This window comes from Herbiconiux liukaitaii (assembly GCF_041927495.1).
Classification (GTDB): Bacteria; Actinomycetota; Actinomycetes; order Actinomycetales; family Microbacteriaceae; genus Herbiconiux; species Herbiconiux liukaitaii.
On record NZ_JBHFHG010000004.1, the window covers coordinates 641844 to 655174 of the forward strand.

17 protein-coding genes are annotated in these 13331 nt (G+C 71.1%); 12 read left to right on the plus strand and 5 right to left on the minus strand.

What is annotated here, in order from left to right; genetic code table 11:
* The first annotated feature begins 3 nt into the window (after positions 1 to 3).
* The gene (locus ACEXQC_RS10680; protein ID WP_374821534.1) at positions 4 to 900 is read left to right on the plus strand and encodes an NAD-dependent epimerase/dehydratase family protein; all 897 of its coding nucleotides are present in this window, start codon (positions 4 to 6) and stop codon (positions 898 to 900) included.
* Positions 901 to 947: 47 nt separating this feature from the next.
* Here the strand turns inward: ACEXQC_RS10680 and ACEXQC_RS10685 are convergent, their stop codons facing one another.
* Positions 948 to 2225, minus strand: a complete 1278-nt coding sequence (locus tag ACEXQC_RS10685; RefSeq protein ID WP_374821537.1) for an MFS transporter — start codon at positions 2223 to 2225, stop codon at positions 948 to 950.
* Between the two features lie 60 nt (positions 2226 to 2285).
* On the opposite strand from ACEXQC_RS10685, the gene ACEXQC_RS10690 reads away from it, so the two are divergent.
* From ACEXQC_RS10690 to ACEXQC_RS10740, 11 genes are all read left to right on the plus strand, one after another.
* Positions 2286 to 3011 (plus strand): GntR family transcriptional regulator, encoded by a 726-nt coding sequence (locus tag ACEXQC_RS10690; RefSeq protein WP_374821540.1) that lies wholly within the window; start codon positions 2286 to 2288, stop codon positions 3009 to 3011.
* A gap of 96 nt (positions 3012 to 3107) precedes the next feature.
* Positions 3108 to 3437 carry a PadR family transcriptional regulator gene (locus tag ACEXQC_RS10695; RefSeq protein WP_374821543.1) on the plus strand — a complete coding sequence of 110 codons (330 nt, stop codon included), beginning with the start codon at positions 3108 to 3110 and terminating at the stop codon, positions 3435 to 3437.
* A gap of 1 nt (position 3438) precedes the next feature.
* Positions 3439 to 3828 carry a DUF1048 domain-containing protein gene (locus tag ACEXQC_RS10700; RefSeq protein ID WP_374821546.1) on the plus strand — a complete coding sequence of 130 codons (390 nt, stop codon included), beginning with the start codon at positions 3439 to 3441 and terminating at the stop codon, positions 3826 to 3828.
* Entirely contained in the window at positions 3828 to 4691 is an 864-nt protein-coding gene (locus ACEXQC_RS10705; protein WP_374822058.1) for an ABC transporter ATP-binding protein, read from the plus strand. The genes ACEXQC_RS10700 and ACEXQC_RS10705 overlap by 1 nt, the downstream gene beginning before the upstream one ends.
* Entirely contained in the window at positions 4688 to 5449 is a 762-nt protein-coding gene (locus ACEXQC_RS10710; protein WP_374821549.1) for an ABC transporter permease, read from the plus strand. The genes ACEXQC_RS10705 and ACEXQC_RS10710 overlap by 4 nt, the downstream gene beginning before the upstream one ends.
* A gap of 106 nt (positions 5450 to 5555) precedes the next feature.
* Entirely contained in the window at positions 5556 to 5768 is a 213-nt protein-coding gene (locus tag ACEXQC_RS10715; RefSeq protein WP_374821552.1) for a three-helix bundle dimerization domain-containing protein, read from the plus strand.
* Between the two features lie 112 nt (positions 5769 to 5880).
* On the plus strand, positions 5881 to 6717 hold the full coding sequence (locus ACEXQC_RS10720) for a Rho termination factor N-terminal domain-containing protein (protein WP_374821555.1): 837 nt from the start codon (positions 5881 to 5883) through the stop codon (positions 6715 to 6717).
* Positions 6714 to 7511 carry a ParA family protein gene (locus tag ACEXQC_RS10725; RefSeq protein ID WP_374821558.1) on the plus strand — a complete coding sequence of 266 codons (798 nt, stop codon included), beginning with the start codon at positions 6714 to 6716 and terminating at the stop codon, positions 7509 to 7511. The genes ACEXQC_RS10720 and ACEXQC_RS10725 overlap by 4 nt, the downstream gene beginning before the upstream one ends.
* Positions 7512 to 7540: 29 nt before the next feature.
* On the plus strand, positions 7541 to 8164 hold the full coding sequence (locus ACEXQC_RS10730; RefSeq protein WP_374821561.1) for an RBBP9/YdeN family alpha/beta hydrolase: 624 nt from the start codon (positions 7541 to 7543) through the stop codon (positions 8162 to 8164).
* A gap of 59 nt (positions 8165 to 8223) precedes the next feature.
* Positions 8224 to 8652 (plus strand): DMT family transporter, encoded by a 429-nt coding sequence (locus tag ACEXQC_RS10735; RefSeq protein WP_374821564.1) that lies wholly within the window; start codon positions 8224 to 8226, stop codon positions 8650 to 8652.
* Entirely contained in the window at positions 8652 to 8966 is a 315-nt protein-coding gene (locus tag ACEXQC_RS10740; protein ID WP_374821566.1) for a DMT family transporter, read from the plus strand. Before ACEXQC_RS10735 ends, ACEXQC_RS10740 begins: the two co-directional genes overlap by 1 nt.
* A 46-nt stretch (positions 8967 to 9012) precedes the next feature.
* Here ACEXQC_RS10740 and ACEXQC_RS10745 read toward each other — a convergent pair whose 3' ends face one another.
* The 4 genes from ACEXQC_RS10745 to ACEXQC_RS10760 all read right to left on the minus strand — a co-directional run bounded on the left by ACEXQC_RS10745 (position 9013) and on the right by ACEXQC_RS10760 (position 13326).
* Positions 9013 to 9426 (minus strand): CBS domain-containing protein, encoded by a 414-nt coding sequence (locus ACEXQC_RS10745; RefSeq protein ID WP_374821569.1) that lies wholly within the window; start codon positions 9424 to 9426, stop codon positions 9013 to 9015.
* Between the two features lie 148 nt (positions 9427 to 9574).
* Entirely contained in the window at positions 9575 to 10870 is a 1296-nt protein-coding gene (locus tag ACEXQC_RS10750; protein ID WP_374821572.1) for an aspartate aminotransferase family protein, read from the minus strand.
* 46 nt (positions 10871 to 10916) lie between these two features.
* Complete coding sequence (locus tag ACEXQC_RS10755; RefSeq protein WP_374821575.1) at positions 10917 to 11672, minus strand: FadR/GntR family transcriptional regulator; 756 nt, start codon at positions 11670 to 11672, stop codon at positions 10917 to 10919.
* Positions 11673 to 11823: 151 nt separating this feature from the next.
* A complete protein-coding gene (locus ACEXQC_RS10760; RefSeq protein WP_374821577.1) occupies positions 11824 to 13326 on the minus strand; it encodes an APC family permease in 1503 nt (500 codons plus the stop codon).
* Between the last annotated feature and the right edge of the window lie 5 nt (positions 13327 to 13331).

The window sequence follows — 13331 nt, forward strand, 5'->3', positions numbered from 1 at the left end:
GCCATGACCCGTGTCGTCGTCACAGGAGGCAGCGGCAAGCTCGGCCGCGCCGTGGTGCGAGAGCTGCTGGGAGCGGGGTACGAGGTCGTGAACCTCGATCGCGTGCCGTCGCCCGAGACCGAGCGCCCCGGACCCGGCGAGACGGTCACCGTGCCGCGCGCCCAGTTCGTGAAGGTCGACCTCGCCGACTACGGCCAGGTGCTCGAGACCTTCACGGCGGTCGACGACCGCTACGAGGGGGTCGACGCCGTGGTGCACCTCGCCGCCGTGCCCGCCCCGGGGCTCGTGCCCAACTCGGTGACCTTCGCCAACAACGTGCCCTCGAGCTACAACGTCTTCGCCGCGGCCGCCGCGGCCGGCATCACCAACGTGGTGTGGGCCTCGAGCGAGACCGTGCTCGGCCTGCCGTTCGCCGAGAACCCGCCGCCGTCGTTCCCCGTCGACGAGGAGTTCACGGTGCGCCCGTCGAGCACGTACTCACTCGGCAAGGCCGTGGAGGAGGAGATGGCGCGGCACTTCACGCGCTGGAACCCCGACCTCAAGCTCATCGGACTTCGGTTCTCCAACGTCATGGACGAGTCGGACTACGCCGGCTTCCCCGCCTTCGAGAACGATCCAGCCTCGCGCAACTGGAACGCCTGGGGCTACATCGACTCCCGCGACGGTGCGCAGGCCGTGCGGCTCGCGCTCGAGAGCACCTTGCGCGGCTTCGAGGCCTTCGTGATCGCGGCCGCCGACACCGTGCTGTCGACGCCGTCGGCGGAGGTGGCGGCCCGCTTCTTTCCCGACGTGCCGTTCAGCCGCCCGGTCGAGGGCACCGAGACGCTGCTCGGCATCGACAAGGCGCGACGGATGCTGTGGTTCGACCCCAAGCACTCCTGGCGCGACCACGTCGGCTAGGCCGGCGCCATATCGGCTCCACCTCGGCTAGGCCGGCTCCACCTCGGCTAGGCCGGCTCCTCGTCGACCCGGGGGATGAGCGCGAGTGAGGCGAGCGGCGTGAGCGCCACGAGCGCGAACGCGAACGGATAGCCCACCACGGTGATGAGGGCTCCGACCGCGGGCCCCACCGCCGAGGCGGCCACGAACTGGCCGGTGTTCTGGATGCCGAGCGCCCGGCCCGACCAGTGCGGCCCGGCCGCCTCGGCCACCGCCGTGAACGCGAGCCCGTTGTCGGCCACGCTCACGGTGGTGGCGAGGATGAGCATGACCGCGGCCGCCGCGCTCCACTCGAGCTCGCCGGTGAGCGCGAGCAGGAGCATGACGGCCACACCGCTCACCGCCACCCAGCGCATCACCCGGGTGCGGCTGTCGACGTGATCGCTCACCGAGCCCACGGCGATGCGCCCGAATGCTCCCACGAACTGCGAGAGTGCGATCACCGCGCCCGCGGCCACCGCGTTCCACTGCAGGCCGCCGATGAGCCAGACCAGACCGAACGTCGAGAGCGTGAACTGGGGTACCACGAGCAGCGCCGAGGCGAGGTGGATGCGCAGCAGGAACGGGCTGCGTCGGTAGGGACCGCGCGCCACCGACGGCGCGCCCGAGTCGGACGCAGTCGATCCACCAGCTGAGCCAGGCGCAGCCGAAGCCGGCGCAGCCGCAGCCGCTACCGGCACAGCGGCGGGCCGAGGCGGGTCGGCGATGCCGAACGCGCACGCGACCGCGAGCACCGCGAGCGCGATGCCCACCACGGCGAGAGGCGCCCCGAGACCCGCGCTCTCGGCGAGCGGCGGCACCACGAGCGCCGCCACGGCCACTCCAAGAGGCGCCGACATCTGGCGGATCCCCATCGCGAACCCCCTCCGCGACCTCGGGAACCACCCCACCACCACTCGCCCGCTGGCCGCGTTCACGCTCGCCGACGCGGCGCCGCCGAGCATCAGCAGCAGGCCGAGGGGCACGAGCCCCGCCTCCGAGACCACCACCGCCAGCAGCGCGAAGACAGCCGTGAGCGCGAGCCCGCCCGCGATCACCCAGCGCTCGCCGAAGCGGTCGGCCAGCGCACCCCACGCCACGAGCGTGAGCACCATGCCGAAGGTCGGCGCGGAGGCGAGCAGTCCGGCCTCGGCGAGCGACACCCCCTGCTGCACGTGCAGGAGCGGGATGAGGTAGGCGGGGATGCTCACGAGGAACGTCCCAGCGGCCTGCGCGGCGACCCCGAGCCCGAGCATGCGCCAGGCCGCGAAGGGCACGGGTGCGCTCAGAGGGTCTCTCGTGGTCATCGGGGGCTCCTGGTCATCGATCGTATGTGGTGTACGGTGATGGTATACCAAGGAGGCGTCATGGGCGACACGAGCGAGCGCAGCACCTACACGGCACTGCGTGCCGCCATCCTGTCGCTCGACCTGCTGCCGGGGGAGAGGCTCAGCGAGCGGGGCCTCGAGGAGCGGACCGGCGCCTCCCGCACCCCCATCCGCGCCGCCCTCATGCGGCTCGAGAACGAGGGACTCACGCAGCGCGCCGGCCGCGGTTGGCAGGTGGCGCCGATCGACCTCGCCGAGGTGCGAGCGGTCATGGAGTACCGGGAGGCGGTGGAGACGGCGGTCGTGGCTCTCGCCGTGCAGCGCGCCGGCGACGACGAGCTCGCCGCCCTGCGCCTGCTCGTGGAGCGCGCCCCCGACGCCGACCCGGATGCCGCGGGCGAGGGCGAGGGCGGGGGCGAGCAGGAGGCCGGCCTCCGCGACGGCGGCGACTTCCATGAGGCGCTCGCGCGCCTCTCGCGCAATCCGTTCCTCGCCGAGGCCATGGCGAACGCCCTGACGCGGCTCAGCAGAACCCGCTGGCTCGACGTGCGCACCCCGGAGTCGCGTGCCCAGGCGAGATCCGAGCACCTCGAGATCCTCGCGGCGGTGCGGTCGAGGGATGCCGAGCGCGCCTCGGCCCTCGTGGTGGCCCACAGCCGCGGCACCCGCGACCGCCTGCTCGGCCACCTCGCCGAGGAGCGGCGCCGCCTGCGGGGCCGGGGCCTGGCCATCGTCGAATCCTCTACGGCCCCGCCCCGACTCTGAGGCCATCCACGCTGAGAGCGCTTGCCCTCCCGTCACTATTAAGTGATACTGAGTACCAGTAGTCAGCATCACTCAGTAGCAGTCGTGGAGGCGCCGATGGGCAAGCAAGTGACCGAGATGCTCAAGGGCACTCTCGAGGGCATCGTGCTCGCCATCCTGTCGACGCGGCCTGCGTACGGCTACGAGATCACCGCGTGGCTGCGCGACAAGGGGTTCTCCGACATCGCGGAGGGCACCGTGTACGCGCTGCTGGTGCGGATCGAGCAGCGAGGCCTCGTGGACGTGCAGAAGGTGCCGTCCGAGAAGGGCCCGCCGCGCAAGGTGTTCTCCCTCAATGCCGCCGGCAGGGAGCACCTCGACGAGTTCTGGAGGAACTGGAGCTTCCTCTCCGAACGACTGGACGAGCTCCACAGAGGAGGAGAGTGACATGGGCATCTCGGAGATCACGGCCAGAGTGATCGGTGACAAGCGGCGCTGGCGCGAGTACAAGGCGCGCACGAAGCAGCTGCCGCCCGGCTACCGCACGGCGGTCGACGGCATCGAGCGGTACCTCATGTACTTCGGCCCCGCCGACGGCGACAGTGCGGCCACCATGTTCGAGGATCTCGTCGACCTGTTCGAGCGGGCCGCGGCCGATGGCACCCCCGTGCGGGCGATCGTGGGGGTGGATCCGGTGGAGTTCGTGGAGGACTTCGTGAGCAACTACACGGGCGGCGGCTACATCGACCGGGAGCGCAGGCGCCTCGTCGCGGCGATCGACAGCGCAGAGGCCGACTCGAGCGCAGACCCAACCCCCAGCGACGGGATCGGCTCATGATGCTCGAGACCGAGGTGGGTGGCACCGCGGTCGTCGGCGCCGCCGACGCGGCCATCCGGGTGCGCGGTCTCGAGAAGTCGTTCAGGGCGCTCCCGGTGCTCCGCGGAGTGGATCTGGAGGTGCCTCGCGGCAGCATCCTCGCCCTGCTCGGCTCGAACGGAGCGGGCAAGACGACTCTCGTGAGAATCCTCTGCACCCTGCTCCCCGCGGATGCCGGTTCAGCCGAGGTGAACGGCCTCGATGTGGCCGCCGACCCCGCCGGGGTGCGCGAGTCGATCAGCCTCACGGGGCAGTTCGCCGCGGTCGACGAGGTGCTGAGCGGCCGCGAGAACCTCGCCCTCGTGGCGAGATTGCGGCACCTCCCCGAGCCTGCTGCCGTCGCGGCCGGCCTGCTCGGGAGGTTCTCGCTCGTGGAGGCGGCCGACCGCCGGGTCGCCACGTACTCCGGCGGCATGCGCCGACGGCTCGACATCGCCATGAGCCTCATCGGCGACCCCGCCGTGGTGTTCCTCGACGAGCCCACCACGGGTCTCGATCCCGAGGCGCGCCAGGAGGTCTGGCAGGCCGTGCGCGAGCTCGCAGGCCAGGGCACCACGGTGCTGCTCACCACCCAGTACCTCGACGAGGCCGAGCAGCTGGCCGACCGCATCGCCATCCTGCACGAGGGCTGTATCATCGCCGACGGCAGCCTCGGTGAGCTCAGGGCGCTGCTGCCGCCCGCCACGGTGGAGTACGTCGAGAAGCAGCCCACGCTCGAGGAGATCTTCTTCGCGATCGTCGGGCGGCGAGCGGATGGCCCGGGTGCAGTGGATCCCACGGATGCCCCGGATGCGCGCACCGCCGACAGCGGGGCCGAGTCGTGAGCGGGCGCCTGCTCGGCGACACGGCCGTGCTCACGGGCCGCTCCCTGCGGCACGTGCTCAGGAGCCCCGACACGATCGTGACGACCGCGGTCATGCCCATCGCCATTCTTCTGCTGTTCGTCTTCGTGCTCGGTGGTGCCATCGACACCGGATCGGGTTCCTACGTCGATTACCTGCTGCCCGGCATCCTGCTCATCACGATCGCCTCGGGCATCGCCTACACCTCGTACCGGTTGTTCCTGGATCTCAAGGGCGGCATCGTGGAGCGCTTCCGGTCGATGCCGATCGCGCGCTCGTCGGTGCTGTGGGCGCACGTGCTGACCTCGCTCGTGGCGAACCTCGTCTCGGTGGCGGTCGTGGTGGGGGTGGCGCTGCTCATCGGCTTCCGCTCGGGGGCGGGGCCGGTGGAGTGGCTCGCGGTGGCGGGCATCCTCGTGCTCTTCACGCTCGCCCTCACGTGGGTGGCGGTCATCGCGGGGCTCTCGGCGAGTTCGGTCGAGGGGGCGAGCGCGTTCTCGTATCCGCTCATCCTGCTGCCGTTCCTCAGCTCGGCGTTCGTGCCGACCGACAGCATGCCCGGCCCCGTGCGGTGGTTCGCCGAGAACCAGCCGGTCACCTCGATCGTCGATGCCCTGCGCCAACTGCTCGCGCAGCAGCCCGTGGGCCCGGATCTCGCCGTGGCGCTCGCCTGGTGCGCCGGCATCCTCGTGGTCGCCTACGCGGTGGCCGTCACGCTCTACCGTCGGCGCACTGCCTAGGCGAGCCGCCCAGATGATCTGCCCAGGTGAGCTGCGCAGGTGAACAGTGGGGGTGGATCCGGGGGCGGATATTGACCCGGAGCGAGCGGCGGTTCATGCTTCAGGGGTGGCTAAAGAAGTAACCGACGAAGACACCATCCAGCAGGTCGTGACGCGGCTCGAGGCGAAGTATCCCGACATCCCCAAGGATGAGATCGAGACCGCCGCTCGTGCCGAGCTCGGTGAGCTGGCCGGTCGACCGGTGCGGGACTACCTCGCCATCCTGGTGGAGCGTGCGACGAAGAAGCGGCTGAAGAAGGCGGCCAAACCTTCTTCCTGAGCGGCCCCTGGGCGATTGCGATCTGACGGGCGGGGGCCCGTTCGTTCGCGACGTCTGCTGGGTACGGTGGGGGTAGAGCCCACCGAGGCAGACGTAACAGGAGGTGCGCATCATGGCGCAGACCAAGACTGACAAGAAGACCGCGGACAACAAGAGCGCGGAGAAGAAGACCGGCGAGAAGCCCGCAGGCGCGAAGAGCGCCGCGATCACGGCGACCGCGGTCTCGGCGAAGACGGCGGCGGCGAAGACCGCGGCGAAGGCGGCGGGCACGAGCTCCGACAAGAAGCCTGCTGACAAGAAGGCTGTCGACAAGAAGCCTGCTGACAAGAAGGCTGTCGACAAGAAGCCTGCCGACAAGAAGGCCAGCGAGAGCAAGGCCGCCGACAAGAAGAGCGCGCCGAAGAAGAGCGCCGCAGCCAAGACCGGTGAGAAGAAGGCCAAGAAGGCCCTCGCTCGCGCCGACAAGACGGTGCGGGCCGCGCACAAGGCCGTGCGCGATTCGAGCAAGAAGCTGCGCAAGCAGGCGCTCGCCCTCTCGAAGGAGACGGAGAAGCTCGCCGCCAAGCAGGCCAAGGCGGCCCGCAAGCTCGAGGTCGAGACGGCCAGGGCGGCCCGCGAGGCGGCGGCGGCCCTCACGAAGCAGCCGACGGCCCCCCTCACCCAGCCGGTCCCCGGATCGACCACCGCACCCGCAGCGCCGACGAAGGCCGCGCCGAGTGTCAAGGCCGCGCCGAGCGTGAAGGCCGCACCCGCCGCGAAGGCCGCGCCGAGCATCACTGCCGCACCCGCCGCGAAGCCCTCGCTCACGCCGCCGCTCCCCTCCCCGCAGCCCGCGGCCTCCACCCTCGCGGAGCTGCGTCAGCGTGCCAGGGAGCAGAAGATCGTCGGCTACTCCCGCCTCAACAAGGCCGACCTCATCGCCGCCCTCGAAGCACCCACCACGCCGTGAAGGTCGTCGCGGTCTACAGCACCAAAGGCGGTGTGGGCAAGACCACGGCGGCAGTGAACCTCGCGTGGGAGGCGTCGAAGGAGTTCCGCGTGCTGCTCTGGGACCTCGATCCGCAGGGCGCCACCACCTATCTGCTGCAGGTCAAGCCCAAGGTCAAGGGCGGCGTCGGGGCCCTCGTGGCCGGTGACAGCAAGGTAGCGGGCGCCATCCGCTCGACCGCGTTCGAGCACCTCGACGTGCTGCCGGCGGATGCGAGCTACCGCGACCTCGACCTGGTCTTCGACAGCGCCAAGAAGTCGGAGCGGCGGGTCGCCAAGATCCTCGAGCAGGTGGAGAAGGACTACGACGTCGTCATCCTCGACTGCCCGCCAGGGGCCTCGCTCGTGGCCGAGAACGCCATCTTCTCCGCCGATGCCGTGGTGGTGCCGCTCGTGCCCTCGCCGCTGTCGATGCGCTCGCTCGAGCAGGTGACCGCGTTCGTGGCCGACTCCGTGTCGAAGGCGCCCGTGGTGGCCTTCCTCTCGATGGTCGACCGGCGCAAGACGCAGCACCGTGAGGCCGTGGAGCAGCTGCCCGCGGCGCACAAGGCTGTCACAGAGGTGGTGGTGCCCGCGACCGTGCTGGTCGAGCGGATGGGCAGCGAACGCGCACCTCTCGGGAGCTACGCCCCCGGTGCGGAGGCGGCCCGCGCCTACGGCACGCTGTGGAGCCGCGTGCAGACGGTCGTGAAGCTCAAGCCCCGCAAGGCGCCCGCGCCCGCACAGAAGTCCGCGCCCCGCAAGGGCAAGCGCTAGCACCCGGGTGCGCGGGTACGGTCGTCTGTATGACCTCCTCCGCCCAGAGCACTCAGAAGACCCAGAGCACTCCGCCGCTCCGCCGTGTCGTCGTCGTGCACGGCTACAACGCGTATCCCACCGCGCACTGGTTCCCGTGGCTCGGTGAGCAGCTCGCAGCGCAGGGGATCGAGATGGTGGCGGTCGAGCTGCCCACGCCGGCCACACCCGTGGCGGAGGAGTGGGAGCATGCCGTCGCCGCAGCTCTCGGGGTGCCGGACGAGACGACCTGGGTGGTGACGCACTCACTCGGCGGCATCACGGCCCTGCGAGTGCTCGCCGCGCTGCCGCCCGGCTGGCGCCTCGGCGGTCTCGTGCTCGTCTCCGGGTTCACCGGAAGGCTGCCCAATCTCCCCGTGCTCGACGACTTCCTGGCCGACGACGTGGATGCCGAGGCGCTCGTCGGCAGCATCGGCGTGCGGCAGATGATCCGCTCGGACGACGACACCAACGTGCCGCCCGCCTCCTCCGATCGCCTCGCCCAGCGGCTCGACGCCGGTGTGCACGTGCAGGAGGGCGCTGGTCACTTCCTCGCCGCCGAGGGGATCACCTCGCTCCCGCTGCTCACACGCCTCCTCGCGGAGTCGGGCGCGCTCGCCGACCGCCCTGCCTGAGGACCCGCACTGCCAAGCGCCCCGCCCTGTCGAGCGCCCCGCCCTGCCAGGATGGCCCCATGAAGAAGTGGTTCCTGCTGGGCGCGGCGATCCTCACCGAGGTGTCGGCCTCGCTCTCGCTCAAGGCCGCGCTCGACCACCCCGGCTGGTACGTGCTGGTGGTCGCGGGCTACCTGGCGGCGTTCGTGCTGCTCGCGTTCGTGCTGCGGGCCGGTATGCCGCTCGGGGTCGCGTACGGGGTGTGGGGTGCACTCGGCGTGGCCCTCACCGCCGGGTTCGCGGCGCTGCTCTTCGGTGAGACGCTCACTCCCGTGATGCTCGTGGGCATCGCGATGGTCATGGCGGGAGTGCTCGCCGTCGAGATCGGATCCCAACGCGCCGCGACCGCCGCGACCGCCCCGGCGGGCACCGCCGCTACCGCGGGCCACGCGGGCACGGCCGCCACTTCCCCCAGTCTCGCCACTTCCGCCGATCCGGAGGGCATCTGATGGGGTGGCTGTTCCTGGTGGGCGCGATCCTGTTCGAGGTGAGCGGCACGCTCTCGCTGCGGATGGCGACCCACGGCAAAGCTGTCTGGTACGTGCCCGTCGGCATCGGCTACGTGGTGGCGTTCACCCTGCTGGCCTTCGCTCTCGGGGCGGGTGTGCCACTCGGGGTGGCCTACGGCATCTGGGCCGCGGCCGGCGTGGCCCTCACCGCGGTGGCGAGCCGCATCCTCTTCAAGGAGGCGCTCACCTGGCTCATGGGCCTCGGCATCGTGCTCATCGTGGGCGGCGTGCTGCTCATCGAACTCGGCCACTGAGCCGAGCCCAGAGCTGGGCCACCGAGCCGAGCCACTGAGCTCGCGGCTACTCCGAGATCTCCTCCACCGTCTCCCCGGTCTCGGCGGGCGAGAGCGACAGCGCGATGTCGGCCTGGCTGATGATGCCCACGAGCCGCCCGCCCTCGAGCACGGGCACCCGCCGCACCTGGTGCTCCTGCATGGCGTGCAGAGCCTCGCGGATGTCGTCATCCGCCTCCACCGTCACCGGCTCGCGGTCGGCGAGGTCGCCCACGAGCACCGACTCCGGATCTCCGCCGTCGGCCACGCAGCCCACCACGATGTCCCGATCCGTGACGATGCCCACGAGCCGCCCCTCCTCGCTGAGGATAGGCAGCGCCCCCACGTCGAGATCGCGCATGAGCACGGCGGCCTCGCGCAGCGTATGGGTCTCCCGGATGCCCTCGGGGTCGGCGGTCATGATGTCGCGTGCAGTCGTCATGCTGTTCTCCTCGGAGTCGTCAGCTCCCAGCATCCGTCGCCCGAAGCCGCCCGGCGCGGGCTTGACAGAACCCGCCGCCACCCAGCCACCCCGCCACCCCGTCGCCCGCCTGAGCGCCACCACGTGAACCGCGGCGAGCACTGCGACGTCAGACCGTGCCGAGCACCTCGTCGATGATGCCGAGCCCGCGCTCGGCCTCTGCGGCCGTCACCACGGCCGGCGGCACCACGTGGATGCGGTTCTCCGCCACGAAGGGCAGCAGCCCCCGCTCGAGCATCCCGCTCTTCACCCGGCCCATCGCCCCGGCGTCGAGCGGCGCCCGCGTCGTGCGATCCGCCACGAGCTCGATGGCCCAGAACACGCCGCTGCCGCGCACCTCGCCCACCACCTCGTGCCGGGAGGCCATCCGCTCGAGCGCAGGTCCGATCACGGTCGCGCCGACCGTGCGCGCGTTCTCCACCACGCCCTCGTCCGCCATGGCGGTGAGGGTGCCCACGATGCTCGCGGCGGCCAGCGGATGCCCGGAGTACGTGAGCCCGCCGGGGAACACCCGGTCGTCGAAGTGCCGCGAGATCGGCTCGGAGATGAGCACCCCGCCCACGGGCACGTAGCCCGAGTTCACGCCCTTGGCGAAGGTGATGAGGTCGGGCACCACGTCGAACGCGTCGAACGCGAACCACTCGCCGGTGCGGCCGAAGCCCGCCATGACCTCGTCGAGGATGAGCACGATGCCGTACCTGTCGGCCAGTGCGCGCACCCCGGCGAGGTAGCCGGGCGGCGGCACGAGCACCCCCGCGGTGCCGGGGACGGTCTCGAGGAGGATGGCGGCCACGGTGTCGCTGCCCTCCGACTGGATGACCCGCTCGAGGTGGCGGAGCGCCCGCTCGGCCTCCTGCTCGGGGCTCGTGGCCCAGAACTCCGAGCGGTAGAGGTAGGGGCCGAAGACGTGCACGTGCCCGCGGGAGTACTCGTTCGGCATGCGGCGCCAGTCACCCGTGGCCACGATCGCCGCTCCCGTGTTGCCGTGGTACGAGCGGTAGTGCGAGATCACCTTGTCGCGACCCGTGTACAGGCGGGCCATGCGGATCGCGTTCTCGTTGGCATCCGCACCGCCGTTGGTGAAGAACACCTTCTCGAAGCCCTCGGGGGCGCGATCGAGCACGAGCCTGGCGGCGCGTGCCCTGGTCTCATTGGCGTGCGCCGGAGCGACGGTCGTGAGCAGTGCGGCCTGCTCCTGGATGGCAGCGATCACCGTCGGGTGCTGGTGGCCGATGTTCACGTTCACGAGCTGGCTGGAGAAGTCGAGGTACTCGGTGCCCTCGAAGTCCCACACCGTGCATCCGCTGCCCCCGGCGATGGCGAGCGGGGCGAGGGCGCCCTGGGCCGACCAGGAGTGGAAGACGGTGGAGCGGTCGGCGAGGCTGACGGATGCGTTCGAGATCATGCCTCCAGTCTGCGGCGGGGCGCTCGCCGCGGCGGTGCCAGAGTGTCTAGTCGCCGATCCGTTCTTCGACGATCTGTTCTCCAGTCATCTGTTCTTCAGCGATCTGTTCTTCGACGATCCGTTCTTCCCTCAGTTCGCCCTCGCCGGAGAGGCCCACGTACATCGAGTCGTGCAGTTCGTGCACGTGCGCGAAGGCGAGCGCGGCGGCCGCACCGGCGTCGCGCCGTTCGAGGGCGTCGACGAGGTCGGCGTGCTCCTCGTTCGAGGCCCGCAGGTAGTCGAGGCGGTACGGGATGAAGTAGGCGTAGAGCTCGTGCGAGAGGCGGTGGTGCAGCGCGGCGGCGGCGGGCAGCCCGGATGCCTGCGCCAACAGGGCGTGGAAGGCCGTGTCTGCGACCCGGAACTCCGCCCAGTCGGCCGCGTCGCGCATCCGCTGCACCAGGTCGCGCAGGGAGTCGAGCTGGTCGGGGTCGCGCACTCCGCTGGCGCGGGCCGCGAGCCCGGCCTCGAGGGCGGCGCGCTGGTCGATGAGCCCGTGCACGTGCTCGGCGTCGGAGCGGTAGGCGGTCACGGCGGGGGCCACCGCGGTGCCGGCGGCGAGCGGGGGGCGGTCCGCGATGAACGTGCCCCCCGCGTTGCCGCGCCTGCTCACCACCAGGCCGTCGTCGGCGAGCAGGCGGTAGGCGCGACGCACCGACATCTCGCTCACCTCGAGCGCCTCCGCCGACTCCCTCGGGGTGGGCAGCCGCTGGCCCGGCGCGAGCATGCCGAGGTCGACGGCGAGCTGGATGCGGGCACGCACCGTGTCGACCGCCGAGGTGCGGCGGATCGCGGCGAGCTGCGGCGCGGCCAGTGCTTGCGCTTGCGCCTGTGCCTGTGCCTGCGACTGCGCGGGCGGCTGCCCGGGTGCCTGCGGTGAGGAACTGATCGGTGGCCTCGTCTCGGTCGTGGCGCTACTGCGCGGGCGGCGTCGCGGAGGTCGCCTCCGAGGTCTCCACCGTCTCACGATCGAGGCGGAACCGCCCGCCCATCACGATGCCGAGGAGCATGGCGACCGCGGGGATCAGTGCGAGCGTCACGCTCACGGGAACGCTGCCGCCCGTGATGAGGGTGAAGTTCGAGAGCACGAGCGCCATGGCGGCGATGAGGCCCACGACCGCGAGCACGGGGAAGACCCTGGCGCCCCAGGCGCGGCCGGCCGCGAGAGACGGGCGGCGCAGGAAGAACACGAACACGGCCACAGAGGTCGTGAGCATCAGCAGCACCATGCCGACCGTGGCCACGCCGGCCATCGAGCCGAAGACGCCCACGAGCGGATCCAGTCCCGAGAGGGCGAGCACAGCGAGCACCACGGCAGCGGTGACGGTCTGCACGATCGAGGAGCGGGTGGGGGAGTGGTGCTTGGCGCTGCGGTGGCCGAGGAAGGCGGGCAGCGCTCCCTTGTTGGCGAGGCTGAACTGGTAGCGGGCGATCACGTTGTGGAACGAGAGCACGCACGCGAAGAGGCTCGTGACGAGGAGCACCTGGATGACATCGCGCATGATGGGCCCGAGGTACTCGGTGGCGGTGTCGAGCAGCATGTTGCCCTCGCCTGCCAGGGTCTGCTGGGCCACGGCCACGGCGTTGCCCGCGCCCACGCCGGTCACGAGGGCCCAGCACGAGACGGCGTAGAACACGCCGATGATGATGACGGCGAGGTAGGTGGCGCGCGGGATGGTCTTCTCGGGGTTGCGGGCCTCGTCGCGGAACACGGCCGTGGCCTCGAAGCCGATGAAGCCGGTGAGGGCGAAGAGCACGGCCACGCCGAGTCCGCCGGTGAAGATGATCGACGGGTCGAAGGTCTCCACGGCGATGCCGCTCTCGCCGCCGGTGGCGAAGATCACGATGTCGAGCACGACCACCACGAGGATCTCGAGGGCCAGTGCGACGCCGAGCACGCGGGCGCTCAGGTCGATGTGCCGGTAGCCGAGCACGGCCACGAGGGCCATGACGGCGAAGGAGTAGAGCCACCACGGCAGGGCGGGGCCGCCGAAGAAGGTCACGAGGTCGTCGACCGCCCAGCCCAGGTAGCCGTAGACGCCCACCTGGATGGCGGTGTACGCCACGAGGGCGGTGAAGGCCGAGCCGAGACCGAGTCGGGATCCGAGGCCGGCGGTCACATAGGAGAAGAACGCGCCCGCCTCCTTCACGAACGGCGTCATGGTGACGAAGCCCACCGAGAACACGAGCAGGATGATCGCGGCCAGCGCGAAGCCCACGGGGGCACCGGCGCCGTTGCCGCTGCCCACGGCGAGGGGCACGTTGCCGCCGATCACGGTGAGGGGGGCTGCGGCGGCGATCACCATGAAGACGATGGCGCCTGTGCCGAGCTGGCCGTCGAGGCGGGCGGGCGTCATTGCTCTGCCCGTCGTGGTGGTGGCGGTGGGGCGCGTCGGGGGGATGGGGTCGATGGTCATGGGCT